General features: G+C 64.3%; 13 protein-coding genes. 8 read left to right on the top strand and 5 right to left on the bottom strand.

The genetic code is table 11. From position 1 onward, the window contains the following. Positions 1 to 24: 24 nt before the first annotated feature. From ACB031_RS00950 to ACB031_RS00935, 4 genes are all read left to right on the top strand, one after another. Positions 25 to 1,542 carry a lytic transglycosylase F gene (locus ACB031_RS00950; protein WP_139397885.1) on the top strand — a complete coding sequence of 506 codons (1,518 nt, stop codon included), beginning with the start codon at positions 25 to 27 and terminating at the stop codon, positions 1,540 to 1,542. A gap of 233 nt (positions 1,543 to 1,775) precedes the next feature. Beyond that, positions 1,776 to 2,741: a tripartite tricarboxylate transporter substrate binding protein gene (locus ACB031_RS00945; RefSeq protein WP_005300332.1), complete on the top strand. Its 966-nt coding sequence runs from the start codon at positions 1,776 to 1,778 to the stop codon at positions 2,739 to 2,741. A 57-nt stretch (positions 2,742 to 2,798) separates the two neighbouring features. Continuing rightward, entirely contained in the window at positions 2,799 to 3,260 is a 462-nt protein-coding gene (locus tag ACB031_RS00940; RefSeq protein WP_005300329.1) for a tripartite tricarboxylate transporter TctB family protein, read from the top strand. Between the two features lie 9 nt (positions 3,261 to 3,269). Next, complete coding sequence (locus ACB031_RS00935; RefSeq protein ID WP_117404426.1) at positions 3,270 to 4,802, top strand: tripartite tricarboxylate transporter permease; 1,533 nt, start codon at positions 3,270 to 3,272, stop codon at positions 4,800 to 4,802. 78 nt (positions 4,803 to 4,880) lie between these two features. On the opposite strand, the gene ACB031_RS00930 is transcribed toward ACB031_RS00935, so the two are convergent. From ACB031_RS00930 to ACB031_RS00915, 4 genes are all read right to left on the bottom strand, one after another. Next, the gene (locus ACB031_RS00930; protein WP_117404424.1) at positions 4,881 to 5,546 is read right to left on the bottom strand and encodes a response regulator; all 666 of its coding nucleotides are present in this window, start codon (positions 5,544 to 5,546) and stop codon (positions 4,881 to 4,883) included. Continuing rightward, entirely contained in the window at positions 5,547 to 7,130 is a 1,584-nt protein-coding gene (locus ACB031_RS00925; protein WP_139397884.1) for a sensor histidine kinase, read from the bottom strand. Next, positions 7,127 to 8,338: an ROK family transcriptional regulator gene (locus ACB031_RS00920; protein WP_162518676.1), complete on the bottom strand. Its 1,212-nt coding sequence runs from the start codon at positions 8,336 to 8,338 to the stop codon at positions 7,127 to 7,129. The genes ACB031_RS00925 and ACB031_RS00920 overlap by 4 nt, the downstream gene beginning before the upstream one ends. A gap of 130 nt (positions 8,339 to 8,468) precedes the next feature. After that, positions 8,469 to 10,136 carry a methyl-accepting chemotaxis protein gene (locus ACB031_RS00915; protein ID WP_139397882.1) on the bottom strand — a complete coding sequence of 556 codons (1,668 nt, stop codon included), beginning with the start codon at positions 10,134 to 10,136 and terminating at the stop codon, positions 8,469 to 8,471. Positions 10,137 to 10,255: 119 nt separating this feature from the next. Here ACB031_RS00915 and ACB031_RS00910 point away from each other — a divergent pair, with 119 nt between their 5' ends. From ACB031_RS00910 to glpC, 4 genes are all read left to right on the top strand, one after another. After that, a complete protein-coding gene (locus tag ACB031_RS00910; RefSeq protein ID WP_319871500.1) occupies positions 10,256 to 10,723 on the top strand; it encodes a YchJ family protein in 468 nt (155 codons plus the stop codon). A 187-nt stretch (positions 10,724 to 10,910) separates the two neighbouring features. Further along, positions 10,911 to 12,590: an anaerobic glycerol-3-phosphate dehydrogenase subunit A gene (gene glpA, locus ACB031_RS00905; RefSeq protein WP_371138835.1), complete on the top strand. Its 1,680-nt coding sequence runs from the start codon at positions 10,911 to 10,913 to the stop codon at positions 12,588 to 12,590. Beyond that, entirely contained in the window at positions 12,580 to 13,860 is a 1,281-nt protein-coding gene (glpB, locus tag ACB031_RS00900; RefSeq protein WP_201891606.1) for a glycerol-3-phosphate dehydrogenase subunit GlpB, read from the top strand. The genes glpA and glpB overlap by 11 nt, the downstream gene beginning before the upstream one ends. Before the next feature lie 51 nt (positions 13,861 to 13,911). Beyond that, entirely contained in the window at positions 13,912 to 15,114 is a 1,203-nt protein-coding gene (gene glpC, locus ACB031_RS00895; RefSeq protein ID WP_371138834.1) for an anaerobic glycerol-3-phosphate dehydrogenase subunit GlpC, read from the top strand. Between the two features lie 111 nt (positions 15,115 to 15,225). Here glpC and ACB031_RS00890 read toward each other — a convergent pair whose 3' ends face one another. Then, positions 15,226 to 25,881, bottom strand: a complete 10,656-nt coding sequence (locus ACB031_RS00890; protein WP_371138833.1) for a retention module-containing protein — start codon at positions 25,879 to 25,881, stop codon at positions 15,226 to 15,228. Positions 25,882 to 26,143 lie beyond the last annotated feature (262 nt).

Raw genomic sequence — 26,143 nt, 5'->3', positions numbered from 1 at the left:
AATGAAACAGACGAGGGCAGTATCATGACGCGGTTATGGATCCTCCTCCTGTGCGGACTGCTGTGCGGCCCGCTGCAGGCCGCAACGCCAGCGCAGACCGACGCCGAGCCGGCCGCACTGACGTTCAACAGCGACCAGCTGGCCCAGCCCCAGCTTGGCGATCTCGATGCCATGCTGGCACGGCGCTCCATCAGGGTGCTCACCACCTACAACAAGACAGGTTACTTCATCGACAAGGGGATACAGCGGGGCGTCACCTATGACGCCTTCATGTTGCTGGAGAAGCGGCTCAACGAGCAGTTGCGCAAGCAAAAGAACCTCAAGCGCCATCTCAAGCTGCACCTGATCTTCATCCCGGTGGCGCGTGAGGCCCTGCTGGATGCCCTCATCGCGGGCAAGGGTGACATCGCCGCCGCCAACCTCACCATCACGGACAAGCGCAAGGAGCAGGGCGTGGCATTCACCGCTCCCCTGCTCGACAACGTGCGGGAGCTGCTCATCTCCGGCCCCCTCTCCCCCAAGGTGGAAAGTGCCGCCGACCTGGCCGGCCAGCGCATCTACGTGCGCCCCTCCTCCAGCTACTTCGAGAGCCTCATGGCCTACAACCAGGCACGCAAGGCGGCGGGAGAGCCGCTCATCGACATTCAACCGGCCCCCGAGGCACTGGAGGACGAAGATCTGGTGGAGATGGTCAACGCTGGCCTGCTCCCTTTCATCGTCATGGACGAGCACAAGGCGCGCTTCTGGCGGAAAATCTTTCCCGCCATCCGGATCCATGAACAGCCGGTGTTCCGGCAAGGGGGCGTCATCGCCTGGGCGGTGCGCAAGGAGAGCTCGCAACTGCTGGCCATGCTCAACGAACAGATCAAGGCGCTGCGCGGCAAGGCCACCGGGGACGAGCTCCTCGCCCGCTATTTCAAGCAGAACAAGTTCGTCAAAAGCGCCGCCGCCGAGGCCGAGCGCAAGAAGTTTCTGCAGGTGGTGGATCTGTTTCGCGCGTATGGCGAGAAATACGAGGTGGACTGGCTGCTGATGGCTGCCCAGGGTTATCAGGAGTCGGCCCTCAACCATCAGGCGCGCAGCCACGTCGGCGCCATCGGCATCATGCAGATCATGCCCGCCACCGGCAAGGGCCTGAAGGTGGGCGACATCCGCCAGCTTGAGCCCAACATCCACGGCGGCGTCAAATACATGCGCTGGATGATCGACCACTACTATGCGGACGAGCCCATGACCGCCCTCGACAAGGCGCTCTTCTCGTTCGCCTCCTACAATGCCGGCCCCGCCCGGGTGGCACGGCTGCGCACCGAGGCCAAGAAACGAGGACTGGATCCCAACGTCTGGTTTCACAACGTCGAGTACGTGGCGGCGGAGAAGATAGGGCCCGAGACCGTGACCTACGTGGGCAACATCTACAAGTACTACATCGCCTACAAGCTGGTGGTGGAGCAGTTGCAGCGCAAGCAGCAGGCGAGCGAGGCCATCAAGCAGCAGGGTGCCAGCGGCGACCAGGTCTCCGCCGCCCCCGCATCACAGGGATAAGTCAGCTCCCTCTTTCGCGAGGCTCCCCTTCTGACGGGGGAGCCTCGCACCTTTTCAGCCGGCGGCGCAGTGCAGCCTGCCCCCCTTCCTGCCTGCCATGAGCGGGCCGTTCTCCCTGTCGTGACCAGAATGAACAAAATGGCCACAACAGCCTTAATAGCCATTACGGTCAGATTGTTTTCCAGCCAGACATGATTAATTAACCTTCCCGCAACAATCACAAGGAGAGCACCATGTTGCAAGGAACCTTCAAGCGCACCCTGATCGGTAGCCTGCTCGCACTGAGCTTCGGCGCCCACGCCCAGATCAACGAAGTCCACTTCCTGATCCCGGGCGGAGCCGGCGGCGGCTGGGATACCACGGCCCGTGGCACCGGTGAAGTGCTGGCCAAGTCCGGTCTGGTCAAGACCGTCTCCTACCAGAACATGTCCGCCGGTGGCGGCGCCAAGGCCATCGCCCACCTCATCGAGACCTCGGCCCAGTCCGACAAGACTCTGATGGTCAACTCCACCCCCATCATCGTCAAATCCCTCTCCAAGGAACTGCCCCAGTCCTTCCGTGATCTGACCCCGGTAGCCGCCATCATCGCCGACTACCAGGCGCTGGCGGTCAAGGCGGACTCCCCTTATCAGAACTGGGCCCAGCTGCTGGCCGCCTACGAGGAGAACCCGGCCAAGGTGAAGATCGCCGGTGGCTCGGCCCGTGGCAGTCTGGATCACCTGGTCGCCGCCCTGACCTTCAAGAACGCCGGTGCCGACGCCAGCAAGCTGCGCTACGTCGCCTACGATGCTGGCGGCAGCGCCATGGCCGCCGTGCTGGCCGGGGAGACCCAGGCCATCTCCACCGGCTTTGGCGAGGCGATGGAAGCGGTCAAGTCGGGCCAGATGCGGATCCTCGGGGTCACTTCCGACAAGCGCCTGCCGGGGGCGGAGCAGATCCCCACCTTCAGCGAGCAGAACAACCCCACCGTCTTCGCCAACTGGCGCGGTTACTTCGCCTCCCCCACCATCAGCCCGGAGAAATCCGCCGAGTTTGCCGCCCTGCTCAAGCAGATGTACGACAAGCCGGAGTGGGAAGTGGTCCGCAGCCGCAACAGCTGGACCAACCTCTACAAGTCCGGTCCCGAGTTCACCGCCTTCCTCGACGGCCAGGAACAGCAGATCGGCGGCCTGATGCGCGAGCTCGGCTTCATCAAGTAACCCTCGTTGTCACATCGCAGGCGGGCGCAGGCCCGCCGCTCATGTTGGAGTCAAGAGATGAACATCACCAAGGAGCGACTGGGGGGCCTGCTGTTTCTGCTGCTCTCCCTCGCCTATGGCTACTACGCTACCGAGATACCGGGCTACCCCGGCGACGAATACGAACCCTTCACCGCCAGTACCCTGCCCTATGCCCTGGCCGGGATCGGGGCGCTGCTCTCCCTGCTGCTGGTGCTCTTTCCCGGGGGCGAGCCCCTGCGCCGGGAAGAGGGGGATTGGCGCCGGGTCTTCATCCTGCTCGGGCTCATGGTCATTTACGGACTGGGGCTCACCTGGTTTGGCTTCGTGCTCTCGACCATCGCCTTCCTGAGCGTGGGCATTCGGGTACTGGGTGAGCCCAGCCTGCGCTACGGCCTGATGATCAGCGTCCCCTTCTCCATCGGTTTCTGGGCCCTGCTCACCAAGGGGCTCAACGTCTATCTGGAGCCGGGTCGCCTGTTCACCCTGCTCGGTTTCTAAGGAGTCACCATGCTAGACGGAATCTTGCAAGGACTCGGCACCGCACTGCTGCCGGTCAACCTGATGATGGTGGTGCTTGGCTGCTTCATCGGCACCTTTATCGGCATGCTGCCGGGCCTGGGCCCGGTCACCGCCATCGCCCTGATGATCCCCATCACCTATGGCCTGGATCCCTCCTCCGGCATCATCCTGATGGCCGGCGTCTATTACGGCGCCATCTTCGGGGGCTCCACCTCCTCCATCCTGATCAACGCCCCCGGCTGCTCCGCCACCGTGGTCACCGCCTTCGACGGCTACCCCCTGGCCTGCAAGGGACAGGCGGGCAAGGCGCTGGCCATCGCCGCCTACGCCTCCTTCACCGGCGGCACCCTCTCCGCCATCATGCTGATGGTGGCGGCGCCCCTGCTGGCCAAGGTCTCCCTCTCCTTCCAGTCGGCGGACTACTTCGCCCTCATGGTGCTGGGGCTCTCCGCCGTGGCGGCCTTTGCCGGCAAGGGGCAGGTGCTCAAGGCGCTGATCATGGCGCTGTTTGGCATCATGATCTCCACCATCGGCATCGACCGCAGCGTCGGGGTGGACAGGTTCACCTTCGGCCTGCCGGACCTGCGCGACGGCTTCTCCTTCCTGCTGCTGGCCATGGCCACCTTTGCTCTGGCGGAGATCCTGATGGCGGTATTGCGCCCCGGCAAGGACAACAGCGAGGAAGAAGCCAGGCAGATGCAGCAGCTCGGCAGCCTCAAGCTGAGCAAGGAGGAGGTCAGGGAGATCGCCCCTCCCATCGCCCGCTCCTCGGTGCTGGGCTTTCTCATCGGCGTGCTGCCGGGGGCCGGCGCCACCATCGCCGCCTTCATGGCCTACGGCGCCGAGCGCAACATCGCCGGCAAGCAGCGCCAGGAGCAGTTCGGCAAGGGCAGCCTGCGCGGCCTGGCCGCCCCGGAAGCGGCCAACAACGCCGCCTCCACCGGCTCCTTCGTGCCCCTGCTGACCCTGGGGATCCCGGGCTCGGGCACCACGGCCCTCATCCTGGGCGCCCTGGTGGCCTACGGCATCCAGCCCGGCCCGCGCCTCTTCATGGAGCATCCGGACGTCTTCTGGTCGGTGATCATCTCCATGTATCTGGGCAACGTGGTGCTGTTGATCCTGAACCTCCCCCTCATCCCCTATCTGGCCAGGGTGCTGGCGGTGCCTCGCCCCGTGCTGATCCCCATGGTGCTGCTGTTCTCCCTGACCGGGGTCTATCTGGTCTCCTTCAACACCATGGACATCCACGTGATGACCATAGTGGCGCTCATCGCCATCGGCCTGCGCCTGCTCACCTTCCCCATGGCCCCCATGCTGCTCGGCTTTATCCTGGGGGGCATGCTGGAGGACAACCTGCGCCGGGCCCTGGTGATCAACGACGGCAGCCTGAGCTTCCTGTGGGAGCGCCCCATCACCCTGGCCTTCACGGTGATCACCCTGACCATGCTGCTGTTACCGCTGTGGCAGTGGTGGCAGGCGCGCCGCGCACCGGCCGCCACACTGCAATCCGAGCCAAGCTGAGTTGGCGGATCCCACACAGCAAAAGAGCGCCGACAGGCGCTCTTTTTATTGGCAAGAGTGGATGGGGAGTTACGCCAGTCAGGGCTGGCGATAACGCCGCTCCGGCCGGCCAACGGTGCCGTACTCCAGCTCCGGACTCGCCAGTTGCTGGCCCACCAGAAACTCCAGATAGCGGCGCGCCGTGGTGCGGCTCACCCCGACCCGGCCACCGATCTCCTCGGCGCTGGCTCCTTGCTGGGTCAAGGCCGCCAGCACCCGCTGCAGGGTGAGGCCGTCGATCCCCTTGGGCAGGCCACCCGCCGCCACCTGCTGCAACGGCGTGCCAAACAGGGCGTCCACCGCCTGCTGATCGATGTCCGCCAGGGCCGCCAGGGCGGCGCGGCTCTGGCAATATTTGTCGAGGGTGTCGCGCAGCCGCTCGAACACCACGGGTTTCAAGATGAAATCCACCACCCCGAGCCGCATCGCCTCCTGCAGGGCGCCGGCCTCCCGCGCCGCGGTGAGCAGGATGACGTCCAGACAGGCCCCGGCCTGGCGCAGCTCGCGCAACAGGGCAAACCCCTCGCCATCGGGCAGCCAGACATCCAGCAGCACCAGATCGGGCTTGAGGATGGCGATTTGCTCCCTAGCATCAAACAGGGTGAGCGCCACCCCCAATATTTCGAAACCTGCCAGCCGCTGCACGAAGCGGCGGTGGATCTCGGCGATGGCCGGATCGTCCTCGACGATCAGGATCTTGATCACTCACACCTCCTTGGGAATGTAACAGACGACGCAACTTCCCTGCGCCGTGGCTTCGATGGTGATCTGCCCCTGCAGGGCATCCAGGGTCTTGCGCACCAGAGAGAGGCCGATGCCGTGACCGGGCTCCGCCTTGCTGCTCACCCCCCGCTCGAACAGCCGATCCACCAGCGCAGGATCGATGCCGCCGGCCCCGTCTTCTACCTCCAGAATGAGATCCTGGCCGAGATCGCTCAGGGCCACCCGCACCGGCTGGTAGGGGGCGCCGTGACGGCGGGTCGCCTCGAAGGCATTGTCGATAAGGTTGCCCAGCACAGTCACCAGCTGGGAGCCGCTGACGCGAAGGGGGATGTCGTGCAGGCGAGAATCCGGGTCCACCTCCAGCACCAGCCCCAGCTCGTGGGCCCTGTGGTACTTGCCGAGCAGCAGGCCGGCCACCTTGGGCTTGGCGATGGCCATCATCAGGAAGTTGAGCAGGCTCTGCTCGGTGGCCGCCTCCCGTCCGATGAAGGCGAGCGCCTCGCCGGTGGCACCCAGCTCGATGAGCCCGGCGATGGTGCCGAGCTGGTTGTGGTGTTCGTGGGTCTGCACCCGCAGCAGATCGCTGTAGGCCTGCACCTGAGAGAGCTGGGCACTGAGCTCTTCCAGCTCGTCCTTGCGCCGAAAGCTCGACACCGCGCCGATCAGCTTGCCGTCCCGCACCAGCGGCAACCGGTTGACGATGAGGGACTGGCCGTTGAGCACTATCTCCTCGTCAAACTGGGGGCGCGGATCCTGAATGAGGGAGAGCATGCGGCTCTCCGGCAGCAGCCGGGTAACCGGCTGGCCGATGGCGGCCCGGGCGGTAGCCTCGTCCAGACGCAGCAAGCGGATGCCATTGGGGTTGAGGGAGGTGAGCCGCCCCTGCTCGTCGATGGTGAGGATCCCCTCGCGCACGGTGCGCAGGGTGCAGTCGAGTTCGGTGTAGAGACGCCCCATCTGCTCGGGCTCGAAGCCGAGCAGCGCCCGTTTGTAACGGCGGGCCAGCCAGGTGGCGGCCAGGCTGTTGAGCAGCACGATGAGCAAGGTCATGGCGAGACCGAAATGCAGAAAACCCTGCAGATCCGCCTCGATATCCCGCACCAGATAACCCACCGAGACTACCCCGATGACCTGGCCGAGCTCATCGCGGATGGGGCTCTTGCCACGCACCGAAACCCCGAGGGATCCTTGAGCGCGGGAGATGTAGGACTCCCCCTGCAAGGCCCGTTGCGGGTCATCCCCCATCATGGGCTGGCCGATGCGATCCGCATTGGGGTGCACCAGCCGGCGCGCGTCCTTATCGCCGACGACGATGTAGCTGGCGCCGACCTCGGCGCGGATCCGCTCCACCAACACATTGAGGCGGGCGGTGTCGGCCCGTTTCACCCCGGCGATGACGCCGGACTCTCGCGCCACCAGCCGCGCCACGTCGAGGGCCTGATCCCCTACCTCGCGGTAGCGCTGCTCGGACACATAGTAGTAACTGGCCCCGCTCAGCAGCACCAGCTGCAGCAGACTGACCAGACAGAGCATGAGCAGGATGCGTCCTTGCAACCCCAGCCTCATGCCTCCTTGTCGCCTCGCAACAAGTCGAGCAGCAGGCTGCCGTCGCGCAGGGCCTTGTGCACCTGCACCGAGGTGGGCTTGGTGGGATCTTCATAGAAGTGGGTGGACTCGATCTGCAGGCGCACCAGGTACTCGGCCGGCAATTGGCTGGCCAGCGACTGGTGCAGCATGGGGAACAGCAGCCGATCGGCGCGGGTGATCTCCCCCCCCAGCAGCAACTTGCCCGGATTGAGCAGACAGATGAGGTTGGAGAGCACCCGGGAGAGCCGCCCCGCCGCCTGATGGAGAATGTCCTGACAGAGGCTGTTGCCCGCCAGCGCCAGCTCGCACAGCTCGCGAATGGTGACGCTCTCGGGCAGATCGTGCTCCTGCATCCGCTCGCGCAGATCCCGGTATTGCGCCTCCAGCGCCTGATTGGTCACCAGGGTGCAGGCACAGCCGAAGCCGCCGCAGTAGCAGCGCTGACCGTAGGGTTCGAGCTGTAGGTGGCTGAGATCGCCGAGCAGCGCGTTCTCGCTCTCGATAAGCTGGCCATTAACCACCATGCCGACCCCGATGTCGTTGTGCACGAACACCAGCACCGCATCGGCGCAGTTCTTGGCGGCACCCCACTCACGCTCGGCCTGGATCCAGGTGCGCACGTCGCCGCTCACCAGCACCGGCACCGCGAAGGCCTCCTGCAGGGTCGGGCCGAGCGGCCAGTTGCGCAGATCGTAGAAGGGGAAGTGCTTGACCATGCCGGAGTGGCGCTCCACCTGCCCCGGCAGACAGAGGGCGATGCAGGCCAGACGCAGCGCTTTTTTGGGCAAGAAGCCCTCGATGGCCCGCACCAGGCTGGCCAGCAGGTCGGCTCGCTCCCCTTCGCTGAACACATGGCGATGGCGGGCGAGGGAGCGACCGGCCAGATTGAACAGCGCCATGTCCACATAACCGCGCCCCAGGCGCATGGAGAGAAACTGGAAGCGGCGCTCGTTGATGCGCAGCAGGGTCTGGCGGCGACCGCGCCCCACCGAGCTCTCGCCGCAGGTGACCACCAGACCGCCGTCCAGCAGCTCGCGGGTGATCTTGGTGATGCTGGCAGGCGAGAGACCAGTCAGGCGGGAGAGATCGGTACGGGACAGCTCCTTGTGCTCCTCCAGGCTGGCGTAGACCAGGCCATAGTTGAGCTGACGGATCAAATCGATACTGCCTTTCACGATCTCATTCATAGGGTAAGGGGCAACAGCTGACACAGAGGGCGACAATTTTCACACATTATTGATCAATCCCCAAATAAAGTGCGGCCTGAACCGGGGGCCAGGCCGCATCTTGTGAGGGATATCCCCTCTTGTCACCCCATCAGTAGCGGAACTGGGAGACCAGCTTGCGCAGCTTGTCCCCGGTGCTGGCGAGATCGCGGGTGGTGCTGTTGGATTCGACCGCCGCATCGGTCAGCTCGCTGACGATCTGCTGAATGGCCACCAGGTTCTTGTTGATCTCCTCGGAGACAGCATGCTGCTCCTCGGCGGCGGTGGCGATCTGGATGTTCATGTCGTTGATGGTGCTGACCGCCATCACCATGCTGTCGAGGGAGGTGGCGATGTGGCTCGCCTCCTGCACCGTCTCCTGGCTGCGATCCTCGCTGGCCTGCATCACGTCAACCGCCTGTTTCACCCCGCCCTGCAGGCGCTGCAGCATCTCGTTGATCTCCTTGGTGCTCTGCTGGGTGCGACCGGCCAGCGAACGGACTTCATCCGCCACCACCGCAAAGCCGCGCCCCTGCTCGCCGGCCCGGGCCGCCTCGATGGCGGCGTTGAGCGCCAGCAGGTTGGTCTGCTCGGCAATGCCGCGAATGACCTCCACCACGGATCCTATCTTGGCGGTCTCCTGCGCCAGCTGCTCGATGACGCCGGAGGCGGTGTGCACCTCGCCCACCAGCCGGTTGATGCTGTTGATGGCGGTGCCCACCACACCGCGGGCAGCATCGGATTCGCGCGCCGCATCGCTGGTGGCGGTGGCGGCGTTGGAGGCGCTGGCCGCCACTTCCTGGGCGGTGGAGCTCATCTCGGTCACCGCGGTAACCACCTGATCCGTCTCCCGGCTGTGGCCGTGCATCTGATGGTCATAGTGCTCGCTCAGGTGGTGCAGCTTCTCCACCGCGCTGAACAGATGGTTGCTGGTCTCCCCCACCTGGCTCACCACCGACTGGATCCGTGCCACGAAACGGTTGAAGGCGGTGGCCAGCTGACCAATCTCGTCGTGGCTCTGTACCTTGAGGCGCTGGGTCAGATCCCCCTCCCCGTCGGCGATGTCGTTGAGGGCCGATACCGCGTCCGCCAGCGGCCGGGTAATCCGGTTGCCGATCACCACGGTGGCGGCCAGGGTCACCCCCAGAATGACCAGGATGAGCAGCACGCTACTCTGCAGCGAGTCACGCATGTTGCTCTCGCGTACGGTGCGCAGCGCCGCCAGCTCGTTGTCGATGTCGTCGATATAAAAACCGGTGCCGATGATCCACTGGTACTTGTCGAGTACCAGGTTGAAGGAGAGCTTGGGGGCGTCCCGACCGATGGAGGGCTTGGCGGTCCAGTATTCGGAGAAGCCATCCCCCTGACGCGCCGCCTTGACGATCTCCTGGATCAGCAGCTTGCCCTTGGCATCCTTGTCCTGCCAGCGGTTCTTGCCCTCCATCTCGGGACGGGGGGGCAAGAGTATCGCCGTGCCCTGAAAGTCGTAGACGAAGAAGTAGCCGTCGCTGCTGTAGCGCAGCGGACGCAGCATCTCGATCACCTGCTTGCGCACCGCCGGAGTGTCCGGCTGACTGTAGACGGCATCGATGGCCGTCTTGGCCAGCATCAGATAGCTGCTGAGCAGTTCCTTGCGATCCTTGATCGCATTCTCCCGCGCCACCACCAGATCGGCTTCCAGATCACTCTTTGCAATCATGTAGTTGCTGAGATTGACCACCAGGGCCATCAGGAGCACGGGGACGGCTCCCAACAACAGGATTTTCTGCTTTAGCGTCATCTTTTACATCCTTGCAGCTGTTTTTATGAGTGTTCCGTTCCTACCAGACCAGTATAGGATGCTGGTCGACGGGGACCCGCTTTCGCTACAATCCCCGCCCTCTATCTCTATCGACTCAGATGGCCAGTCACATGAACAAATGCCCTTGCGGTTCAACTCTTTCTCTCGATTTGTGCTGTGGATCACTGCACCAGGGGGCCGCCCCCCAGACCCCGGAGCAGCTGATGCGCTCGCGCTACAGCGCCTTTGTGCTGGGATTGGGGGAGTACCTGGTGCACAGCTGGCACCCTGACTATCTGAACGGACTGACCGCGGAGCAGCTCTCCCAGACCGACACCCAATGGGACGGGCTCGAGATCCTCGCCAGCCAGGGCGGCCCCGCTGACACCCTTGGCATGGTGGAGTTCAAGGCCTGGTTCATAGAGGGTGAAGAGCGCCACTGCCTCCATGAGCGATCCCGTTTCGTGCGCCATCAGGGGCGCTGGGTCTATACCGATGGCGAGCAGGATCCGGCGCCGCTGCGGGTGGGGCGCAACGATCCCTGTCCCTGTGGCAGCGGCAAGAAGTTCAAGAAGTGCTGCGGCTGAGTGCCATGTCGACAGAGGGGGCCCCGGTGGCCCCCTCTGCTGTTATGAGAGTGTGACAACAATCACGATTTGCTCATTAACACCCCTACCAATGAGCGTTTGCGAACATTAACTTGGCCCATATCAAACATTTTTGCCCAGAGACAGGCCACACTGACACCATCTGGAAGAGATGAGACGGGCAAGAATGAAAAGAATAACCACACAAGTCGTCATCATAGGGGGTGGCGCCACCGGAGCCGGCATCATGCGCGATTGCGCACTGCGCGGCATCGACTGCATCCTGCTTGAGCGGGACGATATCGCCGCCGGCACCACGGGCCGCAACCATGGCCTGCTTCACTCCGGCGCCCGCTACGCGGTGACGGATCAGGAGTCCGCCCGCGAGTGCATTCAGGAGAACCGCATCCTCAAGCGGATCGCCAGCCACTGCGTCGAGGACACCGGCGGCCTCTTCATCACCCTGCCGGAAGATGACATCCATTTTCAAAATACCTTCATGGACGCCTGCGCCCTGGCGGGCATCGACGCCCGCCAGCTGGATCCCGCCGATGCGCTGCGCCTCGAACCCAACGTCAACCCCGCGCTGATCGGTGCCATCCAGGTGCCGGACGGCACGGTGGACCCCTTCCGCCTGGCCGCCGCCAACGTGCTGGATGCCAAGGAGCACGGCGCCCGCATCTTCACCCACAGCAAGGTGCTGGGGCTGCTGCGCACCCAGGACAGAGTGCACGGCGTCAAGGCCATCAACACCCGCACCGGCGAGGCGTTCGAGGTGGAGTGCCAGGAGGTGATCAACGCCGCCGGCATCTGGGGCCAGCAGATCTGCGAATACGCCGATCTCGGCATCCGCATGTTCCCGGCCAAGGGTTCCCTGCTCATCATGGATTACCGCATCAACCAGCTGGTGCTCAACCGCGCCCGCAAACCGGCGGACGCGGACATCCTGGTGCCGGGCGATACCATCTCCCTCATCGGCACCACGTCGAGTCGCATCGATTACCACAAGATTGACCAGCTCACCGTCGAGCCCGAAGAGGTGGAGGTGCTGCTGCGCGAAGGGATAAAACTGGCCCCCATCATGGCCCGCACCCGTCTGCTGCGCGCCTATGCCGGGGTTCGCCCGCTGGTGGCGGTGGATGGCGACGAGTCGGGCCGCAACATCAGCCGCGGCATCGTCTTGCTGGATCACGCCGAGCGTGACGGCCTGCAGGGATTCAACACCATCACCGGCGGCAAGCTGATGACCTACCGGCTGATGGCCGAATGGGCCACCGATCTGCTGGCCAAGAAGCTTGGCAACAGCAAACCCTGTCGCACCGCCGAGCTGAGCCTGCCCGGCTCGCGGGATCCGGAGAAGGTCTCCGCCCCCGGTCTTTCGGTCCCGGCCGAAGGCTCGGCCCAGTACCGTCACGGCGAGCGGGTCATCGCCTTTTTCCGCGACAATCCCAAGGCCAACGCCCTCATCTGCGAGTGCGAGATGGTGACCGCAGGTGAAATCGAATACGCCCTGCGCGAGCTGGATGTGGACAACCTGGTGGATCTGCGCCGCCGCACTCGTCTGGGCATGGGCCCCTGTCAGGGGGAGCTGTGTGCCTATCGCGCCGCCGGCCTGATGCAGGAATACGGCAAGGCCGACGGCCGCCAGGCCTGCGTCATGCTGCGCCAGTTCCTAGAGGAGCGCTACAAGGGCACCCGGCCGGTGCTGTGGGGCGATGCCCTACGCGAAGCCGAATTTACCTACTGGATCTACGAGGGGCTGTTCGGCCTTGGTGAGTGGACGGCCCCCCACCTGGTGGCCGAGCCCCCCTTCCCGCAAGACGCCAGCACCGCCAATCCCACCAAGGAGCGCAGCCATGAAATTTGACAGCATCGTTATCGGCGGCGGCATGGCGGGCCTCTCCGCGGCCCTGCGCCTGGCCGAGGCCGGCCAGAAAACCCTGCTGATGGCCTCCGGCCAGAGCGCCCTGCACTTCTCCTCCGGCTCGGTGGATCTGCTGGAGAGCGAGGGAGATCCCCGCGCCGCCCTGTCCGCCTTTATGGCCGCCAACCCCGAACACCCCTACAGCAAGGTGGGACTGGCCCATATCGCGGCGAGCCTCGATGATCTGCAACGCCACTGCGCCGCCCAGGGCTTGCCGCTGTTTCGCCAGGAGCGCAACCACCAGCGGCTGACCCCCATCGGCACCCTGAAATCTACCTGGCTCTCCCCCGACACCTGCGCCTGCGTGACCGATGCGCCGGCCCCCGACGCCATCCTGCTGGCCACCCTGGAGGGATTTCGCGACTTTCACCCCGAGCTCGCGGCAGCGAATCTCGCGACCCACGCGCGCTTCGCCCACTGCCGTATCCTGACCGGGGAAATTCGCCTGCCACAGCTGGCCGAGTTCAGCCGCAATCCCCACGAGTTTCGCTCTGCCGACATCGCCCGCCTGTTTGACAAGCAGGGCAATGGCCAGCATGACCTGCTGACAGATCTGGCCCGCGAGATCAGCCGCATGGTGCAGGAGAGCGGCGAGCCGCGATGCCGCCACCTGGTGCTGCCCGCCTGCCTGTCACTGGGGCTGGTCGGCCCGCGCCTGACGGAGCTGGAGCAGCGCACCGGCTGCATCATCAAGGAGGTGGCCACCATGCCGCCGTCACTCATCGGCATGCGGATGCAGGAAGCCCTCAAGCGCCGCTTCATGGCCCTTGGCGGCACCTTCCTCACCAGCGAGCGGGTGCTGGGCGCCCGCTACGACGGCGATCGGGTCATCGGCGTGCACAGCCAGAATGGCGACGATCAACTCTTTGAAGCGGATAACTTTGTACTCGCCTCCGGCAGCTTCTTCAGCCGCGGGCTGGAGTCGCGCCTGCGCGGCATTCGCGAGCCCATCTTCAACGCCGACGTGCTGAGCCTGCCCGAGCGCGACGCCTGGGCCGGCCGCCGCCTGTTCGACCACCACCCCTTCATGGGCTTCGGGGTCAAGACCGACGACAAGCTACGGGTACTGCGCGGCGGTAAACCGCTGGTCAACCTCTATGGGGCCGGCAGCGTGCTGGCGCACTATGACCCCATAAAAGAAGGGTCAGGCTCAGGTGTCGCGGTTGCCACCGGCTGGCAGGCTGCCGGTCACATTTTGAGTTCAGCCCAATGATGATTTCGACCCATATCCCGTGCCTTCACACCCAACGGGAGGAGAACTGACATGCTACTGGATCATGCCAACCAAACCTTCGATCAGTGCATCAAATGCACCGTCTGTACCGCCTACTGCCCGGTGGCCAAGGCCAATCCGGCCTACCCAGGCCCCAAGCAGGCGGGCCCGGATGGTGAGCGGCTGCGCATCAAGAGCCCGGATCTCTTTGACAGCGCCCTCAAGTACTGCACCAACTGCAAGCGCTGCGAGGTGGCCTGCCCGAGCGGAGTGCGCATCGGCGACATCATCGCCAAGGCCAAGCACCAGTACAGCGGCTTCAAACCGGGGATCCGCGAGTTCGTGCTCTCCCACACCGATCTGATGGGCAGCATGTCCACCCTGATGGCCCCGGTGGTCAACTTCACCACCGGCCTCAAGCCGATGAAGCTGGTGCTGGACAAGGCGCTGGGGGTCTCCTCCCATCGCGACCTGCCCAAGTACTCCCAGGGCACTTTCCGCGGCTGGTACAAGAAGCAGAAAGCGAGTCAGGCCCGCTTTGCGCGTCAAATCGCCTACTTCCACGGCTGCTACGTCAACTACAACCACCCGCAGCTTGGCAAGGAGCTGGTGCAGGTGCTCAACGCCATGAACATCGGCGTCCAGCTGCTGGAGCGGGAGAAGTGCTGCGGCGTGCCGTTGATTGCCAACGGCTTCATGGACAAGGCCAAGCAGCAGGCAGCCTTCAACATCCAGCAGCTGGAGAACACCCTGCTCGGCAACGAGATGCCGCTGCTGGCCACCTCCTCCACCTGCGGCTTCACCCTGCGCGACGAATATCCCCACCTGCTGGAGCAGGACAACCACAAGGTGCGCGATCGCATCTCGCTGGTGACCCGCTTCCTGTGGAACGAGTTCTACCAGGGCAACAAGCCGGCGATGAAACCGCTCAATCTGCACATCGCCTACCACACCCCCTGCCACATGGAGAAGATGGGGGGCGTCATCTATACCCTCGAATTGCTGCGCGCCATCCCAGGGGTCAAGGTGACGGTGCTGGACTCCCAGTGCTGCGGCATCGCCGGCACCTACGGCTTCAAGTCGGAGAACTACCAGACCAGTCAGGCCATCGGCGAGGGGCTGTTTGATCAGATAAACCGGCTCAAGCCCGATCTGGTCATCACCGACTGCGAAACCTGCAAATGGCAGATCGAGATGAGCACGGCGTTCCGCTGCGAACACCCCATCCACCTGTTGGCCCGGGCTCTGGCTTGATCCCCTTGCCACGCCCGGCCAGACGGCCCGCTCGGCAAAAAAGCCGACAAGCAAACATCAAATGGAAAAAGAGCCGGCAAGCGCCGGCTCTTTTTATTCACATCCGCCCCATCAAGGGTGCTGGACGATCAGGCTGTGCTGATCCAGCATGCTCTGCAGGATGTCGTGGGACGAGGTGCCGCCAAGCTGCCAGCTGCTCAAGTCCACCCCCTTCAGGGTGATCTGCTGGGTCACCTGGCCATCCCCCGCCGGCGACACAGAGAGGTTCACATCGCTCAGGCCGTTGCTCGCGCTGGTCACCGACGCCTGCAGATGGCCCAGCAGGCCGTCCACGCTACTGTCGGTCACCCCCTTGAGCAGGTCCGCCAGATCGATCCTGTCACCCGCCTGCGGGCTGAAATCGGTGATGGTGTCGATGGCGGGCTGGCCTGCGCTCCCCGCATCCCCCTGCTGCCAGACGAAGAGATCGCTGCCGGCGCCGCCGGTCAGGATGTCATCGCCCTTACCGCCCAGCAGGCGATCATCACCCGTGCTGCCAAACAGCCAATCCCCCTGATCCGACCCCGTCAGCGTATGACCGGCCTGGGTATGGATGGTCACGGTATCGAGGGAGGAGCTGATGGTAGTGCCCCCCAGACTCGACTCTGCGCTCAGTCCCAGCACATGGTCTCCCGCCGTCAGGCCGTCCAGATAAAGCGGCAGCGAGTGGCCACCCGGAATGAGCCAGTCACCGTTGCTATCGGCATGACCGACCTGCTGCCCCAGTTCATCCAGCACCTGGGCCCCCGCCAGACCACTGATGCGCAGCGACAGCTCGCCCGGTGCCGGATTGACCACGCTGGCGGTCAGATTGAGCGGCACCATGGCCCCCTGCAGGGCATGGAGCTCGTGGGGCCCCACCGTCAGGCTCGGCAGATCCGGTTCGGCCGTCACCGTGATGATCACTTGATCGGTGTCGCTCAAGGGCCCGCCCGCACCGCTGTTGCCCTGATCCGAGGTGGTGATGGTGAGGTTGTCCTCACCCCAGAAATCCCTGGCCGGTTCATAGTGCAGGTTGCCGGCCAGCAGCTGGTTGAGATCGGCAAGCGACCCCACCAGGGTCATCTCGTTGCTGCCCGCCCCCTGTACCGAGACCGCGCCCGCCGCTCCCAGCAGGGTCAGCACCCCGTGCTCGACCCGCAGTACCATGGCCATGGGCGCACTGCCGGCATCCACATCCTTCACGCTGATGCCGGATAGCGACAGAGAGCTATCCTCTTTCACCGTCATGCTGCCCGGCAGCTGATTGACCGGCGCATCGTTGACCGCCAGCACCTCGATGGGCACTACGTCGGTGTCGCTCAAGGGGCCGCCGCTGCCGGTGTTGCCGCGATCATCGGTCACCATGGTGAGCCGATCCTGGCCGTTGAAGTCCTGCTCACCCAGATAGGTCACGCCGCCCGCCAACAATGCATTGATGGCATCGAGCGGCCCGCTCAGCACCAGGGTTCCCGTACCGTTGCCGGTCAGGGTCACGCCGCTGCCATCCGCCAGGGTGAGGGTGCCGTGCTCCACCGACAGGCGTACCTCTATGGTGCTGTTGCCCGCATCCACGTCTTTGACCTGCAGACCGTCAATGCGATAGGGCACATCCTCTTCGGCCACCAGCGGCGTCGTGGGCAAAATGTTCTCGGGCGCGTCGTTGACCGCCGCTATGGTGACATCGATGCTGCCATTCACCTCTGGTCCCAGCGCGCCGTTGTCCAGGCTCTGGGCGATCACCTCGAGGCTCAGGGTGCCATTGACGTCGTTGGTCACCAGCAGCAGGCTCGCCAGGTTGCCGCCCACCGTGGTCACCTGCCAGTCGCCGTTCGGCAGTCTGATGGCCTCACCGGCCACCCCGTCAGGCAGGGCGATGGCGGCCCCCTCCGGCACGTTGCGAATGGTCACCCGCACCTGCTCGGCGCCATTTTCATGCACATTGCTCGCACTGCCGCCGGTGGCCTGGGTATCGCGGGTCTCCAGCCCCAGATTGAGCAGGATCCTGTCGCCCTCCACCCCGCTGGCGGTGGGCACCAGATCGCTGATGAGCGCATCCCCCACCGGATTGACGGTCACGGTGAAGCTACCGCTGGTTTCGAGCGGCAAGGTCAACCCCTGGTCGAGGGTAAAGGCGCTCAGGGTGAGATCCACGGTGCCGCTGAAATCAGCCGGCGGGATCAGGATCAGCTTGGCAAAATCGGTGCCTACCGGTACCTGCCAGACACCGCCCCCATTGTTGACCGCCGGGGCCGAGAGGGTGAAACCGTCCGGCACTCCTTTTATCTGCAGCGCCACTATCTGCTCGGAGCCATCGGTGTCGATGAGGGCAGCCCCGAGGCCCGCCAGGCTGATGGCGCCATCCTCGTCGCCCGCCACATCGTGCAGCGTGAGTACGGCCGGATCGTTGACCGGTCGCACCTCAAAGCCGACCTGCCCGCTCCAGCTGCCGCGATCCGTACCCGTGGTGGCGGTGTCGAGAATATCCACCGTCACGTCGAGCGGCACCTGACCGCTGAAGTGCTCTTTGGGCACGAACACCAGATCCTTGAGATCCGCCGGGTCGTTCACCGTGAGGGTGGAGACCGGCTGGCCGTGCTTGTCGAGGAAGTGACCATATTGGGGATCCACGGTCACGACCACCCGTTCCACCGTTTCCAGACCGCCGTTGGCGACCGAGGGGCTGATATCGGCCAGTTTCACCGACAGATCGAGGTGGGTCTCGGTGTCTTCCAGGTTGTCCGGCTGGCCGTCGCCGTTCATATCCTTCACGTTCAGTTGCAGCTCGGGCAGGCCATCCGCCCCGCCATTGATGTCCACCTCCGGGGTGATGGAGAGGGTGATCTCTTTCTCTACCATCCTGGTGTCACCGCTGACAGTGTCGGTGTTGACCAGACGCACCTTGAAGCCCAGGCCGTCGCCGGCGTAATCCTCAGGCAAGGTCAGGGTGAGCCGGTCGAGATCATCGAGGCCACCCGGCAACTTGATCAGGTACTCGCCGTTGACGAAGTCGAAGGTGAGCCCCTGCACATTGACGCCGGCGGGCAGTCCGGTGATGACGATGCTGAGCTCGTCGTCACCGCGGTCTGCCGTGCCCAGGGTCACCATCTGCTTGAGCTGACTGCCGAAATTGACGCTCTGATCCTCCACCCCTGTGATGGGGGCACTGTTGTCGAAATCGACGTCGGCGGCCACCTGGCCCGAGTGGGTCGCGCCATTAAAGTCGGCGCTGGCGGTGAGCTCCCGATAGGCCGGTGCGCTCACATCCCCCTCGTTGTTGTCACCAAGGTCGATCACCCTGGCGCTGACCTTGAAGGTGACGGTGCCGGTGAAGCCATCCGGCGAGCGCAGGGCATAGCTGTCGAGGGCGTCGTGGGGGATGGTCCAGTTGCCCTGACCGTCGTTGATCCCGCCCACCACCACGAAGCCCGGCGGCAGGTCGCTGATCACCAGATAATCGATGGTCTCGACGCTGCTGGGGTCCAGATCCTCGAACACGAAGACGCCGTCCAGCGGGATGTCGTGCCCGTCCGGACTCTCCAGCTGACCGGTCTGCACCAGGTTGCCATCGGGCTCCACCACCGCCTGGATATCCAGATGCAGAGTGCCCTCGATCACCTTCTGGGCGGTGGCGCTGGAGTCCACATCCACCTGTGTCACCGTGACATGGCTATGGAGTGTGGTGTCCTTGTCGCTGTCTTCGGGCCCTTTCACCAGCAGCTGGCCGCCGCCGAGCAGGCTCTGCAGCTCGGCATCGCTCAACTCCACGGCGCCGCCGCTCACGGTCAGCTGGGTCTCGACCCCGCCCGCACGGATCCAGACTTCATACCCGGGCTCGATACCGGAGAGGCCGAGGTGCGTCACCTGCTCGGCGCCGTCGGTCAGGTCAGGCTGCCAGTCGAGGACGATGAACTGATCCTCTAGGCCATGGCTGGTCTTGGCGTAGTCGGTGGCGTCGATGGCCGGCTCCACCTTGATGGTGAGCGGCACCTCGAAGCTCTTGCTGTCGCCGTCGTTCTCGGTCACCACAACATGACCAATGAGGTGCAGATCGGCGGTGCTGTTGGCCGGCGGCTGGATCTGCAGGTTGCCAAGGCTCGACACATCCACCTGATAGAGGGGGTTGCCCTTGCCGTCTAACCCGGCGAAGGTGAGGGTCAGCGCCTTGCCATTGCCGTCGAACACCTTGGCCCCTGCCGGCAGCCCTTCCAGCACCAGGTTCAAGGTTTCCGAGTGATCCAGCGGGGTGTCGGTCCACTCCCCGGAGGTGAGCTTGAAGTCCAGCGGTGCCCGACCATCCTCCTGGATGGTGATGGTGTAGCCGTTGCCATCCTGGCTCCAGCCGGAGGTATTGAGGTCGAAATGGGGCTCGTCCACCACCCCCACCAGATCCACATGAATGGTCTGGGAGCCGGTCTCTTTCTCGTTCACCACGATGTGGGGCTGGCCATTGGCATCGGTCAGGGTGGCCGTGTCCTTCACTACCCCCTTGATGGTGAGATCGAAGTCGACGTTGCTGTTTTTTGGCGGCAGCAGCTTGAGGTCATTGATGCGATCGAAGGGCACCTCGTAGTAACCGTTGGCATCCAGGGTGACCGCCACCCCGCCGAGCCACAGGGTCGCCCCGGCAGGCAGGCCGCCGATGCGCACGAACAGCTGCTCGGAGCCATCTGTGGTGTCCCCCAGGTGGGCCAGGCCAATCTTGCTGCCCAGATCGATCAGGGTGTCCTCCTTGCCCTGAATGTCGCGCACGGTCAGCTTGGCATCATCCGCCAGCGGATTGACATTGATCACCAGCTCGATGGCATCCCCAAACGCCTTGTTCTGGCCGCTGGCGACCGGCGCCTTCTCGGTACTGACCGGGGTGATGGAGAGCTTGATGTCGCCGCTGAAATCCTTGGCAGGGACCACGCTCACCTTGTTGATGTTGCCGGCCGAGACGCTGTAGAGGCCGCTGGCGTTTGGCTTGAGCTCGGCCCCGTTGAGCATCAGGGAGCCCTGACCTGCCTCCCACCGGATCTGGTAGCTCAGGGTCTCTGAGCCATCCGTATCGGTGAGCCCCGCCTGCACATTGAGCCTGATGCCGCTGCTGTCTTCATGGGTGTCGTAGTGCTGGCTGGTATGGCCGGTATCCCACAGCGGCTTGTCGGCCACGCCGCGTACCGTGATGGCGAGATCGCCGGTGACTGGCGCAGGGGCATCCCCCTCGGTCACCCCCACCTGCAACTGCACCTGGAAGTGGAGCGGCTGGCCCTGGTTGCTCCAGCTGGACCAGTCGGCCGCTGGCACAAAGGTCACTCCCTGGGCGCTGTAGTGCACGTTATCGCTGGTGACCATGGCCTCGGGCGGCACGATAAACCACTTGCCATCGGCCGTGGTGGTGAGCGCCACTCCGTTGTAATAGAAGCTGCCGTGGGCATTGGCGGGCGCCTGAACAAGGAGCTGCTCCACATGCTCGCCCCGGTCGAAATCGCCGATGTCGAGCTGCATCTGGATGGGGATACCGGCGCTCGGATCCTGCGCTCCCTGATCTTCGTTGCCCAGGGCCGCAGTGACGGTGAAGCTCACCGGCTCATCCTGCAGATGAAGGGTCAGGGTGCTGTCGGCCCTGTCACCGTCGCCATCCACCAGATGGGCGGTGATGACCTGGCTCAGCTGTGCATTGTCGTGATCAAACCCGGCCGCCGGGGTGAAACGGTAGCTGCCATCGGCCGAAATGGTGAGAGAGCCCATCACCTGCTTGCCATCCGGGCTCATCACCTCCTGAGTGAGGGTGTCATTGACGGCATAGGTCTGGCCGTTGATGGTGATCGACTCGACCCGGGCACCATCGGCGCCTTCGTTGGCGGCCGGCAGCAGGTCGCCGCTGACGGGGGAACTCCCCTCGTTCAGGGTATGCGCCAGCACGGTACCGATGGGCATGTCATCCTCTACCGTCACGGTCACGCTGACATTGGGGCTGCGATCGCCATCGTGATCGGTGACAAAGAGCGGCACCTCGATGGCAAGATCATCTTTACCCTGCACGCCGTGATCGAACTGACCCACCAGATAGACGCTGTAGCTGCCGGTGACGTCGAGGTGAACCCAGAAGACCGGTTTGCCACCCTCTGCCGTGGCCAGATACCAGCCCGGGCTGTGGGCCGCCAGGGTTACCTCCTTGCCACCCGAGGTGAGGTGGTTTGCCTGATTGAAGGCCGCCACGTCAAGCTCGAGGGAGGCGACCCGATCCGAGCCAGCGCTGATGGTCACCTTGCCGCTGGCCACCTCGCCCTGATCCGCCGGCGTGGTGCCCGGATGCTGGCTGGCGGAACCATCGAGGGCAGACTCCTTCACCGCGACCGCGTCGATGGCCGAGATGAGGGGATCCACGCCGTCCGTCACTCTGATGGTGGCAGACCCCTGGCTCTGGCTGCCGTCGCTGTCGGTGACCTGCACCGGCAGTGTCAGCTCAAGCTGGTCATCGGCGCCGTGATCCAGGTTGGTATGCACCGTCACCTGATAGTCGAGGGTCGCAGTGGTGTGAGCGCCGATAGTCGCCGGCACCTGCACCAGGGTCACCGTCATCACCACCAGTCCGCCGGCCGTGACAGCCTGGAAGCTGTGGCCATCGCTGCCCACCGGCTGCCAGGTCAAGGCTTCGCCATTATGGGTGATGGGGTTGCCATTGGCATCCACTACCTGGCCCACCAAGGTCAGACGCACATCGACCACGGGGTCGGAGTCGGCGGTGATGGTGATCTTGCCGGTGGCCTGCTGATCGTCCGCACTCTGGTTATTGGCGGCGCTATCGAAGCGCCCTTCACCGAGAGTCACGCCGGTCAGCGTCAGCGTCGGTTTCTCCCCCTCGCCAATCCGGATGGTGAGGGTGCCACTGGTGCTGTCATTGTTGCCGCCCGCCTTGTCGTAGTCGTTGACGATCACCTTGATGGGCAGCTCGGTCACGGCGTTGGCGCCCTGATGGAGCCCCTGATAGAGGGTCACCTGATAGTCAAAGCCGTTCTTGTCCGCCTGATCCAGCGTGCCGACCAGCCGCACCTCAAACACCTCGACCCGCTGGCCATCCACCATCACGAAGCCCTTGAGCAGCTGGCTGCCCGGGATCTTCGGATCCCCATCCACCAGCTGATATTGCACCGGCTGACCGAGCGCGGTGAGCGCCGGCTGCTGGCCGGCATCGGCAAAGGCCACTTCGACTACCCGATCCGACCCTGCCTGCACATCGAAATGGCCGGTCTGGCTCAGGTTGTTGTTGCCGGTGAGCTCCCCTTCATTCAGGGTGACGCCGCTGCCTGCCACAAAGGTGGGGGCGCGGCCATCGTGAATGGTGAGCGGCAGCGTGGTGCCGATCTCGTCGCCATCCTGGTCGGCCAGTGTCACCGCCAGCGGCAGCGAGAGGGCATCGCTCCCCAGATGATCCAGCTCACCCGCGAGGGTGACCCTGGCGCTCACGCTCCAGTTGCCGCTTTGCTCGACCAGGCTCAACTCGGCGCGCAGGATCTCGCGTCCATCCGCCGTGATGCCCACCAGCTGGCCATCGGCCGCGAGGGAGAAGCTTACCGGACTACCCTGGCTGGTGAGCCCGGTCAGGGTGCGCTGGATGGTGGCAATGTCAAAACCGAGGGAGGCAGGATCGAGTGCATCACTGCCGTGGGTCACCACGAAACTCATGGTGCTGACCGCTGCCGCCTCCCCTTGCGCCATCTCGGTGATGGCGGTGCCGGTGGCGGCGGAGATGGTCGGATTAGCACCATCGCCTACCGCCACCCTGATGGTTGTGGCCACCTTGTCACCGTCGCTGTCGGTCAGGGTCAGCACCGCCGTCAGCAGTGCATCCGCACTGCCCTGATCCAGCGGCTGATGGAGGGTAAAGCTGTACTTGCCGTCGTTCCCCAGAGTCAGGGTAAAGACCAGCTGGCCATCGGGAGTACGCCCCTCAATGAGGTGATCGGCCACCGTCACCGTCACGCTCTGCTGGCCCGAGCTGAACCCCTGCAGGCCCGGCTGATTGGCATCAAACGCGATGCTCACCAGCGGGTCGCTGCCCGCCGTGATGGCAAGCTCGCCGCCAAGGGTCTGACCTTGCTGCCAGTCGCTGTCCTCGGTGAGGGTCAGGGAAACAGGGTCAACTTGCGGCAAGGCGCCGTCGGTGATGGTGATGTTGAGGGTGCCGAGGTTGCTCCGATCGCCGTCAAAGTCGCGGCCCACCACCTGCAGCCCCAGATTGACGCTGTCGGTGGCCACCGGCTGATCCAGCACGCCGTCGAGTTCAAGATGGTACTTGCCATCGAGATCCAGGGTAACGGTCAGAATGCGCTGGCCGTCTGCGTCCAGCAGGGTGATGAGGTTGCCGTTCACCTGATAGCTGGTCGGCTTGCCACCGCTGGTGAGGCCCGCCAGAGCCGGCTGGCTCGCCTCAAAGCTGAGGGAGACCAGGCGATCGCTGCCCACCGTGACCGGCAGCTGACCATCGATGCTCTGCTGGCCCCCCTCTTGCAGCGAGATCCCCTTGTCCAGACCGAGGGCAGGATCGCGGCCGTCGTCGATGGTCAGGGTCAGGTTGGCACTGGTGGTGTCACCATCAATCTCGCTGGAGCTCACCTGCAACCCCAGCGAGAGGCTGTCGCTGCTCTGATGATCGAGCGGACCTGTGAGGGTGACCACCACCCGGCCGCCCACATCGCTCCCCTGCTGGTCGGCCAGCAGTTGGGCACGCAATACTTCAACCCGTTGACCATTGCTGCCCGGGTAGTAACCCAGCAGGGTACGATCATCGGCAAATTCGAAGGCAAGCGGATGACCATCGCTGGCAAGGCCTGCACTGTTGAGACTGGCCAGGGTGTCACTCTGGTTGCTGAACACCAGCGAGTCAGCCAGCAGGGGATCGGCGGTGTGGCCAACCACGAAACGGCTCTCCCCGACTACGGCGGCGCCATTGGTGAAATCATCCTCGGTGAGGGTAATGGCCGGGATCTCGAAGCTCGGCGGGTTGCTGTCCAGCAGAGTGATCACCAGCGGCGCTTTGACCAGATCACCGTCACCGTCTCGGTATTCGAGGTTGAACGGCAGACGCAGAGCATCATCCTGAGTGTGATCCAGACTCTGGTGCCAGACGATGCGATAGCTGCCGTCATTGCCAAGGGTCAGGCTAAAGACGGTGACGCCAGCGGCGCTGGCGGTCAGGGTCTGGCCACCCCAGACATAATCCAGTGCCACACCCTGACTGGCGAGCCCCAGCCCCTCCAATGCACTCTGATCGGCGGCAAAGGTGACCTGCAGATCGCCATCGATGCCGGCACCGGTATTGAGGCTGCCGGTCGCGCCGATCGGGCCATCGGCCAGTCCGGCTTCGGAGAGCGTGAGCGTCTCGCTCTGGCCGATCAGCGGCGCCCCGTCCAAGGCCGAGTTGCCCGCCAGATCGGTGACACTGGCGCGCACCTCAAAAGGTTGCGTGATGCCAGAGAGATCAAGATCTGATACCTGCCAGCGGCCATCGGCCCCCACCAGTGCGGAGGTTGTGAGCAGCGCCTGCCCGTTGCTGCCAACCAGGGTGATGGTCACGCTCTGGCCTGTTTCCACGTTGGCGGTGGTGCCGCTCAGGGTGGCATTGTTGTTGCCAAAGAGGGTGGCGGCGTCGAGATCATCGATATCGATGGCGGCCTGGGTATCGACCTCGATGGTGAGGGTATCGCTGGCCCGGTTGCCGGCGATATCCACCGAATCGACCCGAAAATCATGCGCCCCGTCTGCCAGTGTATCGGGCAGCTGATATTGCCAGTTGCCGTTGCCATCGACGGTGAGAGTGGTGAGCACCTTGCCGCCAAGGGACAGGGTGACGGTGGCGCCGGGCTCCCCCTTGCCCTGCAGCAGCGGGGTATTGTCGCGGGTCAGGTCATCGGTTTGGCTGGCGCCGGTGTCGCTCTCATCGGCGAGATCCAGGGTGATGGTGGTGATGGTGTCGAGCAGGGTCTGGCCCAGATCGCTGGCGCGGTTGCCGGCGGCATCCTGGGTATCGGCCTGAATGATGAGGGGGCCATCCACCAGCTTGCCGGTAAGGTTGCCAAAATTGGCCTCCCAGACCAGGCCGGGCAATACCACAGTAGTGACGGTGAGCCGGTTGCCATCCTGATCCAGCAGGGTAACGGTGACCGGCTGGCCAACCTCCACATCCTCCACGGTGCCGCGGATGATGACGCCGGTCGCCTCGTCGGCATTGATGATGTTGTCGTCGGTCTGCGGCTCGGTGATGGTGATGGCGGCAAAGAGATCCCGCTCCCCCTCCAGCAACGGCTCGTCGGCCCGGGGCAAGTCAGCGTGATCCGTATCGAAACCGGCCTCGGCCAGGGTGGCGTCATTGGTGCGATCGACCACCACGAAGCCCCCCGAACTGGAGCCGGCCACGCCGCCTATGGTGCCGCCCGCCGCCGGGTTGCCGGCGGCGCTCGCCTCGAACTGGGCGGTGGGGTCGGTGCCTGCGCGGATCGCCGCCTGCAGGGCGGCCAGCTCGCCGTCAGCCGCTGCTGTGGTATCGGCGGGCGGCGCAGCCTCACCAACCGCAGCTTCCTCCTGATGGGAGAGCTCGATGGCGTCGGTCAGCTGGTAGCTGCCTTCACCACTGAGGATCCGGTCGCCCGGTTGCAACAAGACGCCGGCCCTGGCGCGCACCACGGTGCCATCGTCATGAATGACGAAGACGGTTCCCTCCAATTGGGTCATGACGGTGGGTTTTTCGATACGCAGCTCTGCCATACAACCTCCAGCAAATAGTGAGCGGGCCCCGGATGCCAATTCGAGTCAAATTTTGAGCGCTTATTTTATAAGCATGTCACTTGCGGATCTCCCCATAATTTCGATAGAAAATGCGCTCACGTAGCGGATCCATCCGCTTTTTTGCACGTAAAACGTTTCAATATCGAAACAAGATCCCAATTGAAGACCACTAGGCAGGATCTGCCTCTCTCCTGCCGGATCCAGTATGGCAAAGGCTGACGCATCTTCCCCCACACCCCCT

It is taken from the genome of Aeromonas sp. S8(2024), from assembly GCF_041403085.1.
In the GTDB taxonomy this organism is placed as follows: Bacteria; Pseudomonadota; Gammaproteobacteria; order Enterobacterales; family Aeromonadaceae; genus Aeromonas; species Aeromonas dhakensis.
This window is presented reverse-complemented; position numbering and strand designations above follow the sequence as displayed.

Coding starts and splice junctions, on each gene's coding strand:
- glpC (WP_371138834.1), top strand. CDS start 13,912: ATGCTACTGGATCATGCCAACCAAACCTTCGATCAGTGCATCAAATGC.
- ACB031_RS00925 (WP_139397884.1), bottom strand. CDS start 7,130: ATGAGGCTGGGGTTGCAAGGACGCATCCTGCTCATGCTCTGTCTGGTC.
- ACB031_RS00935 (WP_117404426.1), top strand. CDS start 3,270: ATGCTAGACGGAATCTTGCAAGGACTCGGCACCGCACTGCTGCCGGTC.
- ACB031_RS00945 (WP_005300332.1), top strand. CDS start 1,776: ATGTTGCAAGGAACCTTCAAGCGCACCCTGATCGGTAGCCTGCTCGCA.
- glpB (WP_201891606.1), top strand. CDS start 12,580: ATGAAATTTGACAGCATCGTTATCGGCGGCGGCATGGCGGGCCTCTCC.
- glpA (WP_371138835.1), top strand. CDS start 10,911: ATGAAAAGAATAACCACACAAGTCGTCATCATAGGGGGTGGCGCCACC.
- ACB031_RS00940 (WP_005300329.1), top strand. CDS start 2,799: ATGAACATCACCAAGGAGCGACTGGGGGGCCTGCTGTTTCTGCTGCTC.
- ACB031_RS00890 (WP_371138833.1), bottom strand. CDS start 25,881: ATGGCAGAGCTGCGTATCGAAAAACCCACCGTCATGACCCAATTGGAG.
- ACB031_RS00950 (WP_139397885.1), top strand. CDS start 25: ATGACGCGGTTATGGATCCTCCTCCTGTGCGGACTGCTGTGCGGCCCG.
- ACB031_RS00920 (WP_162518676.1), bottom strand. CDS start 8,338: ATGAATGAGATCGTGAAAGGCAGTATCGATTTGATCCGTCAGCTCAAC.
- ACB031_RS00910 (WP_319871500.1), top strand. CDS start 10,256: ATGGCCAGTCACATGAACAAATGCCCTTGCGGTTCAACTCTTTCTCTC.
- ACB031_RS00915 (WP_139397882.1), bottom strand. CDS start 10,136: ATGACGCTAAAGCAGAAAATCCTGTTGTTGGGAGCCGTCCCCGTGCTC.